19 protein-coding genes and 1 pseudogene are annotated in these 21,184 nt (G+C 35.7%); 12 read left to right on the top strand and 8 right to left on the bottom strand.

Annotated features, from left to right (window positions below; all coding sequences use genetic code 11):
* The first annotated feature begins 197 nt into the window (after positions 1-197).
* The 7 genes from SVZ03_02580 to SVZ03_02550 all read left to right on the top strand — a co-directional run bounded on the left by SVZ03_02580 (position 198) and on the right by SVZ03_02550 (position 6,913).
* The gene (locus SVZ03_02580) at positions 198-1,577 is read left to right on the top strand and encodes a TldD/PmbA family protein (protein ID MDY6933094.1); all 1,380 of its coding nucleotides are present in this window, start codon (positions 198-200) and stop codon (positions 1,575-1,577) included.
* 3 nt (positions 1,578-1,580) lie between these two features.
* Entirely contained in the window at positions 1,581-2,876 is a 1,296-nt protein-coding gene (locus SVZ03_02575) for a TldD/PmbA family protein (GenBank protein MDY6933093.1), read from the top strand.
* A gap of 64 nt (positions 2,877-2,940) precedes the next feature.
* Entirely contained in the window at positions 2,941-4,068 is a 1,128-nt protein-coding gene (gene wecB / locus SVZ03_02570) for a UDP-N-acetylglucosamine 2-epimerase (non-hydrolyzing) (protein ID MDY6933092.1), read from the top strand.
* Positions 4,069-4,237: 169 nt separating this feature from the next.
* Complete coding sequence (gene wecC / locus SVZ03_02565) at positions 4,238-5,437, top strand: UDP-N-acetyl-D-mannosamine dehydrogenase (GenBank protein MDY6933091.1); 1,200 nt, start codon at positions 4,238-4,240, stop codon at positions 5,435-5,437.
* A 223-nt stretch (positions 5,438-5,660) separates the two neighbouring features.
* On the top strand, positions 5,661-5,843 hold the full coding sequence (locus tag SVZ03_02560; protein ID MDY6933090.1) for a hypothetical protein: 183 nt from the start codon (positions 5,661-5,663) through the stop codon (positions 5,841-5,843).
* 3 nt (positions 5,844-5,846) lie between these two features.
* On the top strand, positions 5,847-6,359 hold the full coding sequence (locus SVZ03_02555; GenBank protein ID MDY6933089.1) for a hypothetical protein: 513 nt from the start codon (positions 5,847-5,849) through the stop codon (positions 6,357-6,359).
* Between the two features lie 62 nt (positions 6,360-6,421).
* Positions 6,422-6,913: a hypothetical protein gene (locus SVZ03_02550; protein MDY6933088.1), complete on the top strand. Its 492-nt coding sequence runs from the start codon at positions 6,422-6,424 to the stop codon at positions 6,911-6,913.
* Between the two features lie 64 nt (positions 6,914-6,977).
* On the opposite strand, the gene eda is transcribed toward SVZ03_02550, so the two are convergent.
* Both eda and SVZ03_02540 read right to left on the bottom strand, forming a co-directional pair.
* Positions 6,978-7,610, bottom strand: a complete 633-nt coding sequence (gene eda, locus SVZ03_02545) for a bifunctional 4-hydroxy-2-oxoglutarate aldolase/2-dehydro-3-deoxy-phosphogluconate aldolase (GenBank protein MDY6933087.1) — start codon at positions 7,608-7,610, stop codon at positions 6,978-6,980.
* The gene (locus tag SVZ03_02540) at positions 7,607-7,981 is read right to left on the bottom strand and encodes a VOC family protein (protein ID MDY6933086.1); all 375 of its coding nucleotides are present in this window, start codon (positions 7,979-7,981) and stop codon (positions 7,607-7,609) included. Before SVZ03_02540 ends, eda begins: the two co-directional genes overlap by 4 nt.
* Positions 7,982-8,415: 434 nt before the next feature.
* Between SVZ03_02540 and SVZ03_02535 the strand changes: the two genes are divergently transcribed.
* Complete coding sequence (locus SVZ03_02535) at positions 8,416-9,918, top strand: class I adenylate-forming enzyme family protein (GenBank protein MDY6933085.1); 1,503 nt, start codon at positions 8,416-8,418, stop codon at positions 9,916-9,918.
* Between the two features lie 24 nt (positions 9,919-9,942).
* On the opposite strand, the gene SVZ03_02530 is transcribed toward SVZ03_02535, so the two are convergent.
* The 6 genes and pseudogenes from SVZ03_02530 to SVZ03_02505 all read right to left on the bottom strand — a co-directional run bounded on the left by SVZ03_02530 (position 9,943) and on the right by SVZ03_02505 (position 17,236).
* Entirely contained in the window at positions 9,943-10,977 is a 1,035-nt protein-coding gene (locus SVZ03_02530; GenBank protein MDY6933084.1) for an aminotransferase class I/II-fold pyridoxal phosphate-dependent enzyme, read from the bottom strand.
* 65 nt (positions 10,978-11,042) lie between these two features.
* Positions 11,043-11,843 (bottom strand): annotated as a pseudogene (locus SVZ03_02525) (CapA family protein).
* A 10-nt stretch (positions 11,844-11,853) separates the two neighbouring features.
* Positions 11,854-12,150 carry a hypothetical protein gene (locus SVZ03_02520; protein MDY6933083.1) on the bottom strand — a complete coding sequence of 99 codons (297 nt, stop codon included), beginning with the start codon at positions 12,148-12,150 and terminating at the stop codon, positions 11,854-11,856.
* Between the two features lie 171 nt (positions 12,151-12,321).
* A complete protein-coding gene (locus SVZ03_02515) occupies positions 12,322-13,608 on the bottom strand; it encodes a hypothetical protein (protein MDY6933082.1) in 1,287 nt (428 codons plus the stop codon).
* A gap of 209 nt (positions 13,609-13,817) precedes the next feature.
* On the bottom strand, positions 13,818-15,785 hold the full coding sequence (locus tag SVZ03_02510; protein ID MDY6933081.1) for an Ig-like domain-containing protein: 1,968 nt from the start codon (positions 15,783-15,785) through the stop codon (positions 13,818-13,820).
* Between the two features lie 104 nt (positions 15,786-15,889).
* Entirely contained in the window at positions 15,890-17,236 is a 1,347-nt protein-coding gene (locus tag SVZ03_02505) for a hypothetical protein (GenBank protein ID MDY6933080.1), read from the bottom strand.
* Between the two features lie 413 nt (positions 17,237-17,649).
* Between SVZ03_02505 and SVZ03_02500 the strand changes: the two genes are divergently transcribed.
* From SVZ03_02500 to SVZ03_02485, 4 genes are all read left to right on the top strand, one after another.
* Positions 17,650-17,952 carry a DUF1670 domain-containing protein gene (locus SVZ03_02500; GenBank protein MDY6933079.1) on the top strand — a complete coding sequence of 101 codons (303 nt, stop codon included), beginning with the start codon at positions 17,650-17,652 and terminating at the stop codon, positions 17,950-17,952.
* Positions 17,936-18,070, top strand: a complete 135-nt coding sequence (locus SVZ03_02495) for a hypothetical protein (protein ID MDY6933078.1) — start codon at positions 17,936-17,938, stop codon at positions 18,068-18,070. The genes SVZ03_02500 and SVZ03_02495 overlap by 17 nt, the downstream gene beginning before the upstream one ends.
* Before the next feature lie 401 nt (positions 18,071-18,471).
* Complete coding sequence (locus SVZ03_02490) at positions 18,472-20,421, top strand: alginate lyase family protein (protein ID MDY6933077.1); 1,950 nt, start codon at positions 18,472-18,474, stop codon at positions 20,419-20,421.
* A 31-nt stretch (positions 20,422-20,452) separates the two neighbouring features.
* The gene (locus tag SVZ03_02485; protein ID MDY6933076.1) at positions 20,453-21,184 is read left to right on the top strand and encodes a hypothetical protein; all 732 of its coding nucleotides are present in this window, start codon (positions 20,453-20,455) and stop codon (positions 21,182-21,184) included.

Below are 21,184 nucleotides of genomic sequence, written 5' to 3'. Positions count from 1 at the left end.
TATAAAAGATCAGGATAAACTTGATAGATTAGAGAATCAAGGAAAACTATTTTAGCTGAGTAAAAAAAGCCCCTATGGGGCTCATCAAGCCCCCACCTCTGGTGGGGGTGGTTGTTGACTGCGCCAAAATAACCTACGGAGGGATTATTTTAGAAAGATTCACTTTTGTCAAAGTATTTAAACATGGGAGTAATGATATGATTACAAAGGATATCAGTTCTTATTCAGAACTATTTACAAAATATACTGAACTAAGAGTTCAGGAGAATCGAAGTTTAAGAATTGCAATGATTGATGGAAATATTGTACAGAATAGTAAAGCATCCATTAGTGGTGTATCAGCAAGGGTTTATAACGATGGATCTTGGGGATTTGCATCCAATCCCAACATTACAGATGATGCAGTAAAGAGAGTCGTTACAAAAGCCACTGATAATGCCCATTTTTTGAAATCTAGGGAGAAAAGAGACTTGAAAGGATTACCTGAGATCAGCGCTAAGGCAGTGAAAGATTATTCCACTACAAAAAAGAGAAAAGATCAGAGGGAATTGATTAGTTTTGTAAAAGAGATTGATAATTATATAGCTAAAGGTTATTCCAAGCTAAGCTCAAGGACGGTTGTCTTGAATTGTTTGGATATGGAAAAATCGCTCGTTACATCTGATATGTCATCCTTATATTCAATGATACCGAGAAGTTTTATATACATATTACTTACTGTTCAAAGCGATGGTGAACCGATTGAACTCTTTGATGTATATGGTGGTTTTGGACAGTTTGAGGATAATTTCACTTCCCCAGATGGGCTCTTTGAAAAAATCGATGCTCAGTATGAACATCTTCTGAAAAAGGTGGGGGGTATATACCCCAGAGCTGGGATAAATGAATGTATTCTTGATGCTAATCTTGCAGGAATACTCTCTCATGAGGCCATAGGTCATACCACTGAAGCTGATATTGTGATGGGTGGTTCTGTGGCAAGTGATTACCTGAATAAAGAAGTGGCAAGTCCATTGATTACCCTTGTAGATTTTGCAAACACTGCCCTTGGCGCTCTTTGTCCTGTTCCGATATATGTTGATGATGAGGGCACAGCGGCTGATAACGCGGTTATTATTCAAGATGGTATATTAAAGTCTTTTATGCATAATAAAGAGAGTGCAAACCATTTTAATGCTGCTCTAACTGGCAATGCAAGAGCCTATCAATTTTCCGACGAGCCTATTATTAGAATGAGGAATACTGCGATATTGCCAGGTGATAACAAATTAGAGGATATGATATCTTCTATAGAGGATGGATATTATCTCATGAAGGCAGGGAATGGACAGGCTGATTCAACCAGTGAATTTATGTTTGGGATTGTACTTGGTTATGAGATAAAGAAAGGAAAAGTTGGAAGAGCCATAAGGAATACCACTATATCTGGGATAGCTTTTGATGTTTTAAAAACCGTTAACATGATATCCGATGATATGACCTGGGAATGTGGCGGGATGTGTGGGAAAAAACAATCAATTCCTGTTGGCATGGGCGGCCCAGCTATTAAATGCAGGCTAAATATTGGAGGGAAATAGTTTATGGAAGAAAAGGAAATAGTAACATATTGTATTGATTCTCTACAAAAATTAGGGGTTCAGAAGGCTCATTGTATATTGCAGAATAGAGAAAAGAATGAACTTAATGTGGAAAGTAATAATGTAAATCTCTTAAGAACAACCTATGATACAAATCTTCATATGGTTGCAATCATTGATCAGAGAAAGGGCTCCATTTCTCTTAATAAAATAGATAAAGAATCTATAGATGAGGCTATTGATATGGTTATAGCCATTGCCAAGGTTTCTGAGGCAGACAGCGCAAATGATATAGCTGAGAAGCAGACTTCTAAAGAGTTTGATCTTGGCGATAAGAATCCTGATCTTGATAATATGTATGACAAATTAAAGGAGTTTCTGCAATATGCTAATGAAAAATATCCTAAAACCATCCTGGAGCAGGTGATACTTGATTTTACAAAAGCAAAGAGTTATATACAGAATTCGAATGGAATCGACTTTATCTCCAGAAGGGGGATCAATCACTTCTCTGCAATGTTTACATCAAAGGATGGGGAAAAAACATCATCTTTTAATCATTCAGGTTTTTCAGCAAGAAAACTCGATAAACCTATAAAGGATTTTGGCTCAATAGATAGGCTTTTAAAGCAATCCAGTGAACAGATAAATTCAAGATCATTTACAGATAAAATCATAGGAGATGTGCTAGTAACACCTGACTGCCTGGGAGATTTTATTTCAGCAATTACCCGCAATTTCTTAAGCGATTATTCTCTTATTACTGAGAATTCGATATATAAGGATAAATTGAATAAATCCATAGCAGATCCGAAATTAACACTTCATTCAAAGCCAATCTCTGAAGAGATTGCAAACGGGTATTTTATTACTGGAGATGGATATGAGGTACAAAACAGCACAATTATTGAAAAGGGGATTTTAAAAACCTTTTTATTATCTCTATATGGTTCAAAAAAAACTGGTAGAGCAAAAGCTGTAAATGATGGAGGCGCTTATATCATTGATCCTGGTGATGAATCCCTTGAAGATATAATTAACTCAATCCAAAAGGGTATACTTCTCTGTCGATTTTCAGGAGGGAATCCAAGCGAAAATGGTGATTTTTCCGGTGTTGTAAAAAACAGTTATTTCATCGAATCTGGGGAAATTCAATATCCCCTGAAAGAAACAATGATATCTGGCAATCTGGCACAGATGTTCAATAACATCAAGAATATCTCAAAGGAGAGGGTTGATTTTGGAGGCGCCATCTTTCCGTGGATACACTTTAGCGGTTTGACTATATCAGGCAAATAGATGTTGTTGTACATTATTTGTAAATTCAAACTAATTCCATTGAATTTGACAAGGAAGGTGATATATGAAAACCCTGTTTATTTTTGGGACACGACCTGAGGCCATTAAGTTGACTCCCTTAGTTAAAGAAATCCAGAAAAATAATGATGATTTTGAAAATAGGGTGTGTGTTACAGCGCAGCATAGGGGAATGCTTGATCAGGTTCTGGATTTTTTTCAAATAAAACCTGATTATGATCTTGATATAATGAAGCAGGGACAATCCCTTATTGACGTTACTGTTAATTCACTAAAAGGACTTCAAAAAGTGCTTGATGATTATAGTCCAGATTTGCTTTTTGTGCAGGGAGACACTACAACTGTTTTAACAGGGGCCTTAGCTGGTTTTTATTATAGAATAAAGGTTGCTCATATTGAGGCTGGACTGAGGAGTGGAAATATATATTCTCCATTTCCAGAAGAGGTTAACAGGATTTTGGCAAGTCATCTTTCAGAATACCATTTTGCTCCTACTGAGAGGGCAAAAAAGAACCTTAGCAATGAAGGAATAAATAAAAATGTATGGGTGGTTGGCAATACTGTGATCGATGCGTTATTTATGGGACTAGAAATAATAAAAAAACATGACAAGGGACTTTATGTTAATCATTTCGATTTTATTGATTTTTCTAATAGAATAATCCTGGTTACTGGACATAGAAGGGAGAGCTTTGGGAAACCCTTTGAGGAGATATGTTATTCTCTAAAAGAGATAGCGGAAACAAACAATAATGTTGAGATCGTTTATCCTGTTCATTTGAATCCCAATGTTAGGGAGCCGGTAAATAGGATACTAAGTGGAATCGAAAAAATACATCTTATTGAGCCGTTAGATTATCCCCATTTAATATGGTTGATGAATAAATCATATTTTGTCCTTACAGACTCGGGTGGTATTCAGGAGGAAGCTCCATCGTTAGGGAAGCCAGTTTTAGTAATGAGGGATGTGACAGAAAGGATTGAAGGGATAGATGCTGGCACTGCCCTGCTCGTTGGTACAGAGAAGCAAAAAATTGTTAATGAATCCCTGAAGTTATTGAATAATAAAAAAGCGTATGATTCGATGGCTAAAGCGATAAATCCATATGGTGATGGAACAAGTAGTAAAAAAATTGTGCAGATAATAAATAAAACCCAACATCTCTTGCATTGAGGTTGGTAGATATAGGGATAATTGTAGTGAGGTTCAAAGTAATTTTGCAAATGAAGGATATTGAAGCTTTATGCACATTATTCAAATTATTGATAGTTATATATTATAATTTTGTCTAAGGGTAAAGTCCTTTCCCGGGGTAGGATGATAAATTGTTGGTGTTTATAACATGAAAAAAGATATTAAAGTAGTAATAATGGGATTAGGATATATTGGATTGCCTACCGCAGCACTAATTGCAAGTAAAAAGATATGCGTCCATGGTGTTGATGTTGAGGAAAATGTTATTGAGACAATAAACCAGGGGAAGATTCATATTATTGAGCCTGATTTAGATGGTTTGGTCAATAATGTTGTAGGGAATGGCTTTTTAATAGCTGACACTACACCTATTAATGCAGATGTATTTCTAATTGCTGTGCCAACGCCCCTGAATGATAATTTTGAACCGGATATCTCTTATGTTGAATCAGCGATAAAAAGGATTATTCCATATTTGAGGAAGGGGAATCTAGTTATAATCGAGTCGACATGTCCAATTGGGACTACGAGCAAGATGTCAGAAATAATCTTTTCTAATATGCCAGAGTTAAGGAATAATATAAATATTGCCTATTGTCCTGAAAGGGTTTTGCCTGGACAAGTGATTTATGAACTCACCCATAATGATAGGATTATCGGTGGGCTGGATGAAAAATCAGCAAAAGTAGCAATGTCATTTTATAATATATTTGTTAAAGGAGACCTACATACAACTAATGCTAAAACCGCAGAGATGTGTAAGCTTGTTGAAAATGCCTACAGAGATGTCAATATTGCATTTGTTAATGAGTTATCCATTATTGCTGATAAGGCCCATATAAATATCTGGGAACTCATTGATCTAGCCAGTAAGCATCCAAGGGTAGATATAATGCAGCCAGGATGTGGAGTTGGGGGCCATTGCATAGCTGTTGACCCATGGTTTCTTATTTCGGATTTCAAAGATGATTCAAAGATAATAAAAACAGCAAGAGAAATCAATATTAACAAAACAGAATGGGTTTTAGCAAAAATTGTGGAGAAATTATCTAAGTTTGATAAGACTAGAGTTGTCGTCGCTTGCATGGGTCTTGCATACAAGCCTGATATTGATGACCTAAGAGAATCGTCAGCGCTAAAGATATGTAGGAAGTTGATAAGTGAAGATTATAATGTTTTGACTGTAGAGCCAAATATTGATGCCCTAGATGGGTTTGAACTTGTTGATTATGAAGAAGCCCTTGAAAGGGCGGATGTTATTATATTTTTAGTGAAACATAGGGAGTTCAGGAATTATACCTTGGTTCCTGATAAGGTCGTTTTGGATTTCTGTGGGGTTGTGAAGTGATCGATTGAGTGTGTAAAAACTTGCCTCAGTTCCCGCCAACCCTCCCAAAAATAAAAATATAATATCAAAAAATTTTTTGAAAAAAAATGTAAAATAACTATAATTAAAAGGTTTTAATTATAAAGGAGGAAGTATGAAAACATTTAAACAATTTTATGGGAACCTCTATTAATTAAAAATATTTTGTTGCCAGCCTGTGCAAACACCTGATTCCACAGGGTTTGTGAATAAGGGTATTGTTAGAAATTTAATTAATAGAGGTTCCCTTAAGTTAGTATTATTAACCTCTGCTTGTAATGAAGCCGATCAACCGATGCATCTCATACAAGAATCCGATTCTGCGATCAACAACAATCTTTATCAACCTACAGATGAAGAGCCAGCTTTTGGGATGAAGGAGCTATAAATTATGCAGGATGACACACCCTTTGCGGATGATCTGACTGATGCTGAAATCATGATAGAGGAAGAGCCTGAACTTTTCAATATAGTAGAACCAGCGGATATAAAACGATATATAGTGCGAATTACATGGGGCAAGTTACGAGGAAACATTTATAGTGAATTAGATGACAACCTAGAGCTGGATAACTGCTATAGCGGCAATTCCGATGGATGGATAGATTGGGAGGGTGGTGCTTATGTAACGGATGGATGTATTAATTTAAGGGCGACTATTCTTTTTGAGCCTAAGCAGGATTATATAAAACCCAGATGTGATGAACTAGCATGCTATAAGTCGCTTGAATGGGTATCCAAGACAAAACCACATTTCGATGGAGTTTTATTGAAACTCTTGCATGTGATAAAACCAATAGAAAATCAACCTGATAATGATGTAGATCTTCCTCAAACACTTGAGGGGTTGGCAGATTCTACTTCTAAAGCAATTCAATCAGATGAAGATAGCAATTTTACATAACTGATCCTGGGGATGATAATATCGAAATCGATCCAGGTAATCCTGATGAAATTGAGGCACCATTGTTCATTTTCAGGACAAAACCGATTACTATTCGTATTCCAATTGCTAAATTATCAAATTTTCATGGTATCTTTCCTATCGACCGATGCGGGAATGCGGTTTCTATTCAAGCAATCGAACTAAGTCCTGATATCTGTGCTTATGGCTTTCTTAGAGGGATGTGGGAGAAGGAGGATTCCATTTTTTACGGAGCCTGGAAATCAATTTATGGTAAGGTAACTGGATATTTAAAGGGCGAATATGAGAATGGGGGCTTTCATGGAAAATACATTTCTAAGAATGGAGAGTTTAAGGGATTCTTAAAGGGTTATTATAGGGATGTTCCTCAAATTCCTGGTGGGATCTTCAAAGGTGATTGGTTTGATGCAGATATGGAAAAAATTCGCGGTAAACTTGGTGGGCACTACCTGAGTCATCCCCCCAATACTGATTCAGCGAAAAAAGAACCTTCAGGATATTTCCATGGAAGATGGATTCAGCTATATCCATAATCCTTATGATCAGATAGGTTTATCAATGCATTAAAAATGGATCAAGGGCCTAGCTCGTGATCCATTAAATTGATAGAGTATCCTTTAACTTGATTATTCTCTTATACACTTCATCATAATCCCCTTTGGAGATTAAACTGCTATCCACAATATATGTCAAGCCGCAGGCAATTACCCTATCTGTTTGGATGAAATCTAAGATGTTGTTTTCATTTATACCTCCAGTTGGGAAAAGAGAGAAATCCATCATCTTAAATGGAGATATAATTGCTTTAATATATTTGACTCCACCAAGGGGGGAAGCGGGAAATAATTTAATAAGTTTACTTCCTAATTTTAGGGACAGGTTTAGTTCAGATGGGGTTGAAATTCCGGGGATAAAATCGATATTGATATTAGAGGCATGATCCATTACATCCAAATCCAAACAAGGAGCAACTCCAAATTTTACACCTGCGTCAACTGCTCTCGTTAACGCATCCTTCGATAAAACGCTTCCGGCGCCAACAATCAACTCTGGGAAACGTTGATTAAGCTTTTCAATGCATCTAAAGGCATTATCTGTTCTAAGGGCAATTTCTATAATTTTTATTGAATTTTGTAATAAAACCTCTGCTGTCTTAATTGCTTCATCTTCATTATTTAAAATAGCTACTGGAATAATTTTATTTTCACCAAAAACCTCTAATATGTTCATGAGTATATCTTTGGATAAGATAATTCAATATGATTCCCATCCGGATCCATAAATATTAGTGTTTTACCATTTCTAATATTCTCCGGTCCATATACTATTGGAATATCGTTATCTTTTAATTCTTCCAGAGCATCTTCAAAATCCTCTTCATCAATATAAAAACTAATACATTTCTTGTTGCTTCTCTGTCCTGTAAACTCCTCATCTTCGTATAATCCAATTAGTATATCCCCTATCCTAATGAAGGCTTCTTGTGAATTATCAATTTTTTCAACTACTTCAAAATCAAATAAATCTGTATAAAATTGTATTGATCTGTCAAGATTAGCAACTGTTAGACACACATGATTAATACTCTCTATTACTATCATTATTACCTCTCTCTTTTGAATATTAACTGTTCTTCAAAAAGAGATTTCGCTTTTAATTTGAATGAATGAACGATTTCCTTTTGAGGAGCTATTTCATTACAGCTTCTTATAAGTAGAACATTCAATATATTATGTCAATCAATATTATTAAATCCATTCCAAAAAGTTTTGACCAATCAATTAGTATGGTTATAAAATAAAATTCCTTTGTATGATCATAACAGATATAACAAAAATATTATTCTATTTACATAATATCTATATAGGTATGGATTATGGAAAAATGAAAATATTAAAGTTGATTGATCTGAGTTTTACCTTGACTTATCTTGATAAATGAATTAATTTATTTTATTATAGGTAAGATGAATGTTAGCGGATAAAAAGATGATATGGTCAGCATGACCGTTTTTTATTATGGAGGAAATCGAATAATGGCGTATCTAGTCCATCATTTTCTTGAAGAGTCCTCAGAAAAATATCCCTACAAGGAAGCTCTATTGCAAGGGAACAACGCTACGAGTTATAGAGAACTTGACATCATGACAAATAGGTTTGCGAACCTATTGATTGAAAAGGGATTAGAAAAGGGAGAACCTGTTTTAATAGTAATGGAGAATTCTCTTGAATCGGTAATCAGTTATTACGCTATCCTAAAGGCGGGTGGTGTTAGCATCGAAGTCTCTGATAAATCAACTATTGATGAGGTCTCTTATTTTATTTTGGACTCAGGCGCTCGTTTCTGTGTACTATCTAAGGCAAGCGCTCGAAGGCTGAAGGGAATAGATATTCCAGTAGTGATAGGCCCAGATATAGAATTCGCTAATCCCACTGGTCTGTTTATTCAATGGAAGAGTATCCTTGATATGCCTGATTCAAATCCTAATGTAACGATAGGTGACAACGATCTCGCTGCTATAGTCTACACATCTGGGAGCACAGGCAAGCCTAAAGGTGTAATGCTATCGCATAGGAATCTATACGCTAATACAACATCAATCGTCTCTTATCTTAACATAGGTGAGTCAGATAGGATGATGGTAGTGCTTCCTTTCTATTATGTGTATGGTAAGACGCTACTCAATACCCACTTCCAAGCTGGAGGTTCTATAGTAATTAATAATCGTTTCGCATTCCCCAATTCAGTAGTCGAAGAGATGATAAAGACGGAAGTAACTGGCTTTGCTGGAGTCCCATCTACCTTTGCCATACTAATGAACAGGTCAATATTTCCAAAGAAGGAGATCCCCTCACTTCGTTATGTTACCCAGGCAGGTGGAGCAATGGCTCCTGCTCTCGCTAAACGTGTAAAGGATAGCATTGGCAAGGCATCCCTGTTTGTAATGTATGGCGCTACAGAGGCCTCAGCAAGACTCACCTACCTCCCACCTGAGAGGTTAAATGATAAACTTGGATCAATTGGTATTGCAATTCCAGATGTTGAGGTTACCATTAGAGATAAAGATGGGAAGATGCTCTCTACTGGCAAGGTTGGGAACATATGCGCAACTGGTGATAATATTATGCTGGGATATTGGAAGGATAAGGAGGAGACTGATAAGGCCCTTAAATCCTGGGGACTAGTGACTGGAGATCTTGGCTATATGGATGATGAAGGTTTTATATTCCTTACTGGAAGGAAAAAGGATATGCTAAAGGTTGGCGGAGAAAGGATCTCCATAAAGGAAATAGAGGAAGTGATAATTGAATCACAAATAGTGCATGAAGTGGCTGTTATGAGTAGACCTGATGAATTCCTCTATGAAGTACCAGAAGCCTTTATTGTCCCCATGGATAGCGATAGATTTGAACTGGATTCGCTGAAGGCATTCATTAATAAGAAGTTAGCTATTCATAAGCACCCCAAACATTGGAATATTGTGGATTCTCTTCCCAAGAAACCGTCAGGAAAGATTGAAAAAAATTTATTAAGATAGTATCATAAAATATTTCTTAAGGTGTTAACCTCTTTTGATATAATAGAACATATTAGCAAATATTCTCAAGTTTGAGTATAAATAATCGGCTCTTGGGTATCTCCCAAATTCATAATTATTGAACCAGGTTCTGAAAGAAAAAAAAGAATTCAAAGGATTTTTTTTTATAATTCCAACATTATATAATGGTAGTGTGTCATTCGAGTTCTGATTCAAGTCAGGGAATTTCATCACTTTCGAAAACTTCCTAATAAAGTCTACATAGTCGCTATTCTTTTTTCTATCTTTGTTCCTAATGAATAGAGAATCAAGTTGCATAAGTGTTATTCTTTTTGCTATTTCATGCATAAAGAATTTCCTTGAATCAACATCCAATCCATATTGCCCATTGTAAAAGACTTTATCGGATATATCCATCATTTTCATTAAAACTAGCGCTATAGAGTAAAATTTAGATTCCCATATTGAACCTATTATTCTTGTGATATTGTTTACTATATCATTAAAAGTAAAAAATCGATATTTTGTATAACTATTTTGTATAGATAGCATATTCTCATATATAGTAGTATTGTTTGTCCCGATTGCACCGCCTTCAAAATTGATAATCTTCTTTGTGAAACTTAATAATGCAAAATCTCCATAGGTTCCCAATTGTTTTCCCTTATAATAGGAAAAAAGTGAATGAGCCAGATCCTCTATCACAATTAAATTATGCTCATTAGCAATGGCACAAATTTCATCTATTCTTGCTGCTGTGCCATAGGTGTGTATAACATAAATAGCCTTAGTGTTCATTGTGATTGCTTTCTCAAGCTTTTGTGGATCAATATTCAGACCTGCCTCCTCAGAATCAATAGGGATAGGTCTAACGCCTGCTTTCTCAATCGTTTTGGGGATTATTGAACATGTAAAGGCAGGAGTAATAATTTCAGTATTGTGATCCCATCCCAAGGCCTTTATCAATAGATATAAACCATTTCTTGCATATCCGGTCAAAACAAAGTGTTTTAAGGACATGAGACAGCACAACCTCTTTTCTAATCTATCCCTTTCCATGATTCCTAAATTTGACTTGTCATTAGTAGAATATTAAAATTATCATATCCTCTTGATTCAATTCTCTATTCCAGCACTGGCTGATAATATTCATTTATTCTAACATACCTTTCAATTACATCGATTATTTCAACATCCTTCACTACAACCTCTAATAACATCCCCCTTGTAACTCCTTCATTATTCTCCTCGCTCTGGTCAAAAACAAAATTTCCAAGGGAGAATGCTATATAGCCATTTTTATACTTTACTACAGGTTGAGTTACATGAGGATGATGACCTATCACCATCGCAGCGCCTTTATCAATTGCAAGGTGAGCTAGCTCTTCCTGTTCATCATTTTGGACAGGCGCATACTCTGTGCCAAAGTGCATTGAAACTATCACTAAATCAGCCTGTTTTTTGGCTTTTGGAATATCTTCTGTTAGACTATCACTATCCAACCAAGCGATTCCGGATTTATTCTCTTTAGCTCTCCATTGATTTGAACCAATACAGGTATACCCTAAATAAGCAACGCTTGTTCCCTTCAAATCAAATATAACAGGTGAATGCGCTTTCGTTTCTGAAAAGCCTCCGCCAATATAGAATATCCCGGCATCATGCAATCTTTCAAAACTATCCTCCATTGCAGTTAAATCATATCCATAAAATGGATAATAGGTATTATAATCATAAACATGATTATTGGCAACTGAGAGAACACCAAAACCGGCAAATGTCAAACCTTCTATAGCATCAGGGTGTCCTCTGAACCATGGAGCGCCCTTTAAGTAATTTTTACTTCCCTTGTCAGAGATTATGCTTTCCAGGTTGCCAAAGGAAATATCTGCCATGCGTATATAATCCACAATCCTTAAAAAGGAAAATCTATAATCACCATCGCCCTCTCTCTACCATGGTTTTCACTTTTCGATCTAACATTATATCACCTACAAAGATCATTGATATTTGCTCAGCAATATCTTGAATATCATCTGTATCAGTGCCAACATTTGGATTTGTATCATCTGTTGAGTCAGCATCTTCTTCAGAATCATCTACGGATTCAATAATTGGACCTGTATTATCCATCACAGGTGAATCGTCAATAGTATCAGAGGCACACCCGATGATCAACAGAAGTGCGAAGATGAGACTATGAATAATATGAAATCCGCTATATTTTTTCATAGGAATCAGTTTAAACAAGTAATGATGAGGAGTAGTGCATGCCAATGGCCAGAATATTAGTCAAAGATCTGAAATCCTTTATGACAGTAAACTAATCTCATCCATTTCTTAATCTACAGAAAAAGTTCTCTATGAAGAATGTATTTGATCTGACGATTCCATATTCAGGATTCAACTCGCATTAGGCAAGTCACAATGAATATACTTTCTCTTTGTCGTCTTTATTCGATCTATCGTAGGTAACTCAGTGATGCGCAATGTAAACCCCCGGCCAAATATTGCATGACCTTTTTGCTGAAGTTCGGTTAAGTAATTCTGATCAAAATCGGGCCCTTTTACATAGTAGAATTCAGCATAATCATATTCCTTTTGTACAAGATAAAAATCACAGAGCACTAACTTATCCATACCATAATTTTCCAGTGGTCGCTCTACTATTTCATAAATCTTCCAGGCAGGAATTTGATGACCATCACTCAGCCTGAATGAATCATCCTTGCGCCCTTCAATATGACCAATTAATGGGAAGGGACTTCCACAGGAACATTGCTTTCCGAGCATACGAGTATAATCGCCTAAGCGGTAACGGATGAATGGCATTGCAAAGGAGTTCAAAGCTGTCACGATTACCTCCCCAACCTCTCCGGGTGCCGCTGGATCACCTTTGCTATCAAGTATTTCCACTACCACATTATCATTAAAGAGGTGCATCCCCTTTTCTTTACACATGCTGGCAATCATCCCTATTTCAACGGAAGAGTATTCTTGATAAACCGGACATTTATATTTCTTTTCGATTAGGGCTGCGTCGTGATCTAATATCATTTCAGAATTGAGAGAAATTGCCTCGATCCCCATCAAGTCAATATCCCTATCAGAGATGTGTCTCCCAAGATCAATGGCATAGGATGGATATATGGACAGGATATGAGGCTTTAATTTTATTAACAATTCTCTTACCTCATCCATTGGTCTGCTTAGAGATAAACCCATCTGTCTGAACAACCCAAATGTGAATCCAGTATCCTCTGCAACAGGCAAGAAGTAAACCACCTTCTTAAATGGATTGTATCCAATCATGGAAAAGGTTCTGTAGAATAGCGCTACTCTAGACCAAAATGAATCCTGATCCCAGAGCACCCGTAACATCTTACCGGATGAACCAGATGTGGTTCTTGTTAAACAGTTATCAGCATGATATAGATTTGAAATAAAGGAAGTATCATTTTGCTGAATCTGTGATTTGGAGATCGGTGGAATCCTATGTAAATCATCTATGCATCTTATCTCATCTGGCATTACCTTAGCATCATCCATCCATTTACGATAAAATTGAGTTGAATCATAAGCATGGCGAATCACTTTTTGTAGTTTATAATTCTGTAACTTATTTATTCTATCCGCGTTGAGTCTCTGATTCAGGTTGAAACGTACGAAATGGTTTAATTTTTTTATCATTGCATTTTTATCTCTATCTGGAATTATTATTTCTGTAGTAGAATATTTTCTTATTACTCCCAAATGCTGAGATTGTATATTATTCAATGCTGGCGAAGAAACACGCCTTGCTCCCTGCCAAAAGGGGATCAAGGCGTGTTCTTATAGCTGATTACAGGTCTTATCTCAGCAAGAATTTCAATTTATTCAAATAATATTACCAAAAGGAATTACTCTCTCTTTCTCCTCCTTTTGATTATCCTATGAAATAGAATCATTGAATAAGGAAAGAGAATAAGCCAAATATTGGTTACTATACCAGGAAATACTGTAGAGTTGCTGCTATAATGTACGGATGCAAATGCTGGCGATCCGCAACCATCTGAAGATGAATCAGAAGGCAGAAACCATAATGGAGAGATTGTATCATCACCCTGTCCGTTGTCATCATTATCGGAATCATTACCTAGTGAGATTTCTTCATCTCCCGAATCATCATGTGATGTTGATTCATTTACTGTTGTAAATATCCAGCTATAATCTTCCTGAAGCGGGTTTCCAGCCAAATCTTCAGCCTTAGTAGTTATTATTGCACTATAGGTTGTGTCATACTCTAAAGTTGAATTGGGTTTGAAAATCATTTTTTTCTTTGAATCCATAAAGGTTATCACTCCTTCAATGGAGGTTGAATCATCATTGAGGGAGAACGTTGAATTATCAATCGTAGAAGGATTAATTGATTCACTAAATATGACAGTAATAGCCAAGTCAACCGCCACATCTTCAGCATCACTATCTGGATTGGTTGAGGAAATTGTAGGAGGAACATCATCCCAGGGCATACTATAAGACCATGCATAGTAGTCCGATGATGCATGAGTGTAGTTTTCATAGGCATATTCAGCACAAAAATCTGAGAAATCCAATAGGTTATTCTCTGTAATCCGACTTTCAATATCTCTCAAATTATTCATAAATTCTTCGGTTTTATCAACAATAAAATCATCAAGAGGAAATGTCCATTCCTGAACAACGGCTAATTCGATTTTATTTATCCTGAAATCATCCATGCCGTTATAATAGTCGCCTGTGTTGCTATCATAGATAAGCTGATCATAGATTTCCCGATCTGATATTGCTCTATTCAGGAGACAAGAGTCATCAATATCAAAGGGATCTTCGTTGTCATCAAAATCATCTGCCCAAACATAAAATGAAACATCCTTGGCATATGGGAAGAGCGGAACATAGACTCCAATTGAAGGCTCGCCTAGATTACACCAAAATGTGACAAGTCGTGGATCATCATCTGATGTTACGCCATCCACTACAAAAGCGAGTCGTGTTTGTGCGCGACTGATACAGTAAGTAGTGCTATAGTCCTCTTCAGGGCCAGGATCATAATCATCACCCTTGCTTGTGATGACATCTTTGGCTACTTCCAGCATAACATTGCGATAGTTCAATCTATCGCCCTCAACCATATCCTTCATCAAATCATAGGCGCGCCATCTCCGTTCTTCGCCATAATTAAAGGGTATGTAGGAATTTGAATTGGTACGATTAACAAATCCAATAAAATTACCATCATCATCCTTAGCCGAATTAGCATCATATTTTCTGTAACGGATGTGATTATCAAAAAATGGGAATAATCCAGTATAGCATTCATACAATGCTGCTCCGCCATGGGCATCAATAACCGCAAAGTTGCCACTGATGACCTTATTGGGATGGGTTTCGTGCCATCGAGATAACAATTCCTCAAAATCGTCTAAGCTGACACATTCCTGCAAGGCTAGCCTATTCAAATCAGTATTGACATTTGTCCACTCATGGTGTGGCAAAAAATCTTCGTAAACAGATGTGCAGGTGATCGCAAAACCCGCTTCATTTACTCCGCCAGAAGGGTTGATAGGTGTGCCATTATTAATATTTGCCCACTCATCATGATCATAGACCATAATGTAGCCGCCAACATCCGGATTTACAGCCTCAAAATATTGAATTTCTTGCTCATGTGAAGCAGAATTGTCCCTGCTCTTCCATATAAGGGGTCTCCCATTGGATGACGCTGCAGCCGAAACAACTGCAATATCGCAGGCCCATGAGTGAGTATGAACAAAGAGAGATAACACTGTGCCAAGGATTAGCATTCCAATCATTTTTACAGCAAATATTAAGTCTCTATTTTTCATTTTACTCCTCCATAATTATTGTTTTATATTTGAATCCTCAATCCCTATAATTGAAAGAAGATTCAATTGGGGATCAATACTCAAGTTTACAAATAGCATACACCCTACTTAGGAGTAGAGATATATTTGACTTCTCCACTCGCCTGTCGTTGAGTTAGCGATGTTCGGTCGTTCACGTGCGACTCTATCGCTTTACGCTTTATGCTTCCATTTGTGGGTATGCTATTAACCATTTCAATAGTAATAGTAACGGATTCGCCCAAGATTTCATGCAGTTTATTCACGATTTCCTGAAACCTATCCTCATTAAATTCCTTGCCTATAACAAGCTGTATAACAATATGATCCCTCTTTCGTTGAATAAGCTTGAACTCTTCTATTAAATGAAGGTGTTTATTAATGTGCATAGTAAATGCATTCAAGAGCTTGAGTGCAGTAATGGACTTGCCGCTAGGCAATATGAATGAATCATCGGCTCGCCCCTCAAAGGTTTTTAATAATGGGAATCCTATACTACAAGAACATGCATCAATATTAGAGCGTCCGATGTCGCCAATCCTGTATCTTATAAATGGCATTGCAGGACTCTGCAAGGTAGTAAGAACCATCTCGCCTGCCTCTCCTGGGGCTACTTGGTCCCCATTACTATTTAAAAATTCTACCCATACATTATCAGTAAAGATGTGGTAATTCTTTTTGTGACATTGAGATGCAATCATCCATGTTTCTTCAGTAGAATATTCATCATAAACGGGACAACCAAATATTTGTGAGATGAAATCACGTTCTTCCTGTGTGGACATCTCTGAATTGACTGATATAAATTTTGGACGAATATCTTTCAGTTCTTCATGTGTAGCTGTTCGAGCGATCTCCAGAATAATTGAGGCATATCCTTCTAGTAGGTCTGGCCTCTCCTTTCTTATTCTCCTGATTTGATCCTTTACAGGTAATATGGATGGGATATGTACTGCCCTGAAGAATGGCCCAAAATTCATTCTTTCAACAGCAGTGTATTTTATATAGGCAATCTTGTGCCAGGGTCTGTATCCTATCATGGTATATACTCGCAGGCTGGTTGCAAGGTAAAAGGCATAGGTGCTTGTGTTGAAAATGAAAGGCAATGACCTTCCAGTAGACCCTGTAGTCGCAGAATAGTGACACCTCTTTAAGTCAACCCCCATTGCAACAATACCTTCCGGATATTGCTCAAGAATCTCCTCCTTTGTGATAAAGGGAATTCTTTTAAGGTCTTCCAAAGAGGATATAGAATTTATATCTACACCCGCTTCATCATATTTCTTGCGATAATATGGCACCATCTCATAAGCACAATGAATTGATTGAATCACTCTTTTCTCAGCTTTTTTTAACTGCCATTTACGAGGGAACCATTGGTTGATATGGACCTTCATTACAGCAATCGATAGATGCCATAAAAGGTTTAGCATTTTTTATCATCCCTATTTGTCATTTTATTCATTTATAAAATTAAAGATTCTGCTCAATTTTGACATAATTAAGAATGGATGTAATCCTTCATGCTATTGTTACTTGTGAAGGTTTCAGTTAAATTTAACCTAAATTGCAATATTTACTAATTAGATCTTCAACTATTCTAAATATAATTATTTTTTATTGCCTGGTCAAACTATCCCCATATTGAAGATTGATTTAATACGATTGTTGGGCATGTTGATATTGCGCTAATATTATCAATTCACATACAAATTGCAATATATATTTACAATATAATACAATAATAGTTGACCGTCCAGTCGTTATACTGTTTTTATTTATAAATATAAATTACTTCAAATGACGTAAACATTTTGATTAAAATGCGTCATCTGGCGCCTCCGATTTGTTTCAGTTTGTAAAATATGAATATGGTTTTGCGCTTGGTAATTTGGCGTTAGAAAGGTTCTGCGAGGATGTTGAAAAACTTGTAGAGGAGCATTATTCTGCAAAGGTTTATTTAAAGATCGGTCAGATGCTCAGGTATGGAGTAAGTCAAGACGGAAAGCCCTTTTGTGGTAAAAAGATATCGGATACAAAAATGGTTTCAGTAGCATTGACAATTGTATCAGATGATGACATCGCAGATTTTAAAAAAGGGATCAAGCTCAGTGATTTTAAGGAAGAAGGTTATGTGGAGGCTTTTTAATGAAGCAAAAGAACAGAAGTGTGTGCAGGCAGAAGTAGACGTTAAAGCAATATTAAAGATGTCTTTGCCAAATGTCTCCAAATCGCTACTGTGTTATGAAAAGAGACGGGCAAAATAATTCCACGCCGAGGAACTGTGCATGATATGAGAAGGTCGCTCACCCACAAAAGAATTATTTGTCAGAAACGGTTTGTGGATCGATATTCGGCTTTCCGAATAGCAATCTTTCACTTCAAGTAGTTGATAAATATATCATACGTATTAAAATGAGTAAATTCTTAGTAAAAGAATATTAAGATATTATCAAAGAAATGGAAAATAAGTTTACTGAAATACCATTTGACAGTGATTTATTAGAGCATAGGATGAAGCAAAATAATAAGAAAAAAAACAATATTAAGCATTAAAATTTTAGTGGTGCCAGACGTTATTTTGTTCATGTCAAATGGCGTAATGGTAATAAATAAATATTGGAAAGGAAAACAGCAAGGAGTTAAATACTATATTTGAAATAAAGAAATGAATATTCTGGATAAATTATTTATAAATGCGCCTAGGAAGATATTTCGTATTATCTTTTATAGATGGGAGTATTTCTATTATCTTTTTTTGTATTCTAGACCAAAGTTAGAAATACTGCCCATTCAGAAGCGGTATTTGATATATGGAGGGGACGACCTAAATGAGGTTTCTGAGAATTATCGAAAATCGTTTCCAGATAGGGTGAAAACAAAAATTGCTGAAGCAGATTTGATCTGCGAACATATATTTGATCTTTTAGGGAGTGGTCCTGTAAAGTTAAGCCTTGAAGGTGAGGATTATAAACCAATCAACTGGCATATCGATTTTAAGAGCAACTATTCTTGGAGTCCTAAGATATTTTTCCGAAACATTCGATTTGGTCATAAAATGGGAGTTGATGTGAAGGTTCCATGGGAGTTGTCGCGTTTCCAACATTTGAATACACTGGGTCAGGCATATGTCTTGACCAAAGATAGAAAATATGTGGATGAGTTTAAAAATCAGATTACAGACTGGATAAAACATAATCCGATTGGCTTTGGAGTTAACTGGCGATGCACCATGGATATAGCCATACGAGCGGTAAATTGGCTAGTATCGATGGAGTATTTTATTAGTAAAGGAATACTCGAGAAAGATTTCCTGAATAAGTTTTATCTCAGTATATATGAACATGGAAAATTTATCCGCAATCATTTGGAATATTATTCAGAATTTACAGGTAATCATTACTTATCAGATATAGTTGGATTATTTTTTATTACTGTTTATTGTCCGTTTTTTAAAGAAAGTAAATTGTGGCAAGAATTCGCAATAGGTGAATTATGTAAAGAGATAGAAAAACAGGTTTATCCGGATGGATGCAATTTCGAGGCATCCACCACTTACCATCGTCTTGTGTTAGAATTGTATTTCTATTCAGAGCTGCTTGCTGTACGAGCAGGCATCGAATCCCCTGCTGAATATCAGGTTAGACTAAAGAAAATGTTTGAATTTTCCTTGTACTGCCTAAAACCCAATGGTACAATTCCTCAAATTGGTGATAATGATAGCGGGAGGTTTCTCATATTTTGCAGAAGACCTGTATTGGAGCATAAATATTTGCTAACCTTGGCTTCGATTTTTTATAGGGATTTAGAATATAAACTATCTGATTTTGTTGAATTTGATGAGGAAGCATTCTGGGTTTTTGGCATGACAGGTAAGGAATTATATGATAGCATTGCATTTACGAATACACCTCTCATAACAAAGGCCTTTCACAATTCAGGTTGGTATATTATTCGGCATAATAATGATTATTGTTTTATATCATGTGGCGCAAATGGTCAGAATGGTATTGGTGGACATGCTCATAATGATAAGTTAAGTTTTGAATTAGTAATCAATGGACGTGATGTTATTGTGGATCCAGGTACTTATGTGTATACCCCTTTCCCTAAGGAGAGAAATAAATTTCGCTCTACAGAATATCACAATACAATAAAATTTGATGGTTATGAACAAGGTGAATTATTAGAAAGAGATTTATTCTATCTAGCAGATGGAGTAACGATTAATAACATTCAATTCGAAGAGATGAGTGATAGATCAATCTTTACCGGAGAAATAAAATATTCAGATGTTGTACATAACAGGACAATTATATTATATAAGCAATCAGGTGATTGTTTGATAAAAGATAGTATTCTCTCTAAAAAATCTATTACTGCAACATTATTATTTCATTTATCACCTGATTTGTTTTATGACAAAAATTACATATATACCAAAATAAATAATGAGAAAATTATTTCAATTGAAACCAAAGAACATAAATTTGAAAAAAAGGAATATGACTATTCCCCTGAATATGGTTTAAAGATAAAAGCTGAATATTTGGCTGTCAATCTACAAATAATAGAGAAAACACATTCCTTTCATACTTACATCAGAAAAATAATGTGAAATAGGTATAGAAGTGCAAAAGTCGAAAAGGATGAAATTAAATAATAAAGATATATTGGTTGAGTATGTGAAAAAAATGAAAAATTATTATAATTATAACGGATTTAGTGCAACTGCAAAAAGAATTTATTATAGGCTTAAACCAGATTTTTTTATTTATAGAGAAACAATCATGGGTGAATATTATATTGTTCCAAATCAAACTAATAATAATAGTCTGAATTTTATTATTGCTTCAGAAAAAGATATTGATGAGGAATACAAAGATATTTGGCATACAAAAGAGCAGGCATTAGAAAGATTAAGAAAGGGACATATCTTATTTTTAGTTAAAGACAAAGACAGTGGCGCAAATATGTGTTATCTTTGGGTAGAATTATCAGATATTAGCATTCCATGGCTTGGAATAAAAAAAATGTACATACCTCCTACGATTGCATACTATTCTGGAGCATATGTGCCTTCACAGTATCGAGGACAACGTCTTGCATATCAATGTGGACAATATAGAACATACTATTTATCAAAAAATAAAATTGCTACAAAAGCATTTTCAGTTACATCAACCGATAATATTGCCTCTAACAGAACTGCTAATTTAACTGGCAGGAAACATTATCAGCATGTCAAATATATAAAGGTATTTTGCCTTAAAATATACATAGTGGAATCATTAAAAGAGGATATGAAGAGGAAGAAGAAAATATTTATAAATGATTCAAATTTTTGGAATGTTTTTTCTACAATTTTAAAAGAGACATAG

The organism is Spirochaetota bacterium (assembly GCA_034190085.1).
GTDB lineage: Bacteria > Spirochaetota > UBA4802 > UBA4802 > JAFGDQ01 > JAXHTS01.
This window is presented reverse-complemented; position numbering and strand designations above follow the sequence as displayed.

What these genes read in the sequence shown, in the direction of transcription:
- SVZ03_02515 (MDY6933082.1), bottom strand. Translation starts at nt 13,608, where the DNA reads ATGATAAAAAAATTAAACCATTTCGTACGTTTCAACCTGAATCAGAGA.
- SVZ03_02540 (MDY6933086.1), bottom strand. Translation starts at nt 7,981, where the DNA reads ATGATAGTAATAGAGAGTATTAATCATGTGTGTCTAACAGTTGCTAAT.
- wecB (MDY6933092.1), top strand. Translation starts at nt 2,941, where the DNA reads ATGAAAACCCTGTTTATTTTTGGGACACGACCTGAGGCCATTAAGTTG.
- SVZ03_02490 (MDY6933077.1), top strand. Translation starts at nt 18,472, where the DNA reads ATGAATATTCTGGATAAATTATTTATAAATGCGCCTAGGAAGATATTT.
- SVZ03_02495 (MDY6933078.1), top strand. Translation starts at nt 17,936, where the DNA reads ATGTGGAGGCTTTTTAATGAAGCAAAAGAACAGAAGTGTGTGCAGGCA.
- SVZ03_02510 (MDY6933081.1), bottom strand. Translation starts at nt 15,785, where the DNA reads ATGAAAAATAGAGACTTAATATTTGCTGTAAAAATGATTGGAATGCTA.
- SVZ03_02580 (MDY6933094.1), top strand. Translation starts at nt 198, where the DNA reads ATGATTACAAAGGATATCAGTTCTTATTCAGAACTATTTACAAAATAT.
- SVZ03_02530 (MDY6933084.1), bottom strand. Translation starts at nt 10,977, where the DNA reads ATGGAAAGGGATAGATTAGAAAAGAGGTTGTGCTGTCTCATGTCCTTA.
- SVZ03_02535 (MDY6933085.1), top strand. Translation starts at nt 8,416, where the DNA reads ATGGCGTATCTAGTCCATCATTTTCTTGAAGAGTCCTCAGAAAAATAT.
- SVZ03_02485 (MDY6933076.1), top strand. Translation starts at nt 20,453, where the DNA reads ATGAAATTAAATAATAAAGATATATTGGTTGAGTATGTGAAAAAAATG.
- SVZ03_02505 (MDY6933080.1), bottom strand. Translation starts at nt 17,236, where the DNA reads ATGCTAAACCTTTTATGGCATCTATCGATTGCTGTAATGAAGGTCCAT.
- SVZ03_02520 (MDY6933083.1), bottom strand. Translation starts at nt 12,150, where the DNA reads ATGAAAAAATATAGCGGATTTCATATTATTCATAGTCTCATCTTCGCA.
- SVZ03_02555 (MDY6933089.1), top strand. Translation starts at nt 5,847, where the DNA reads ATGCAGGATGACACACCCTTTGCGGATGATCTGACTGATGCTGAAATC.
- SVZ03_02575 (MDY6933093.1), top strand. Translation starts at nt 1,581, where the DNA reads ATGGAAGAAAAGGAAATAGTAACATATTGTATTGATTCTCTACAAAAA.
- wecC (MDY6933091.1), top strand. Translation starts at nt 4,238, where the DNA reads ATGAAAAAAGATATTAAAGTAGTAATAATGGGATTAGGATATATTGGA.
- eda (MDY6933087.1), bottom strand. Translation starts at nt 7,610, where the DNA reads ATGAACATATTAGAGGTTTTTGGTGAAAATAAAATTATTCCAGTAGCT.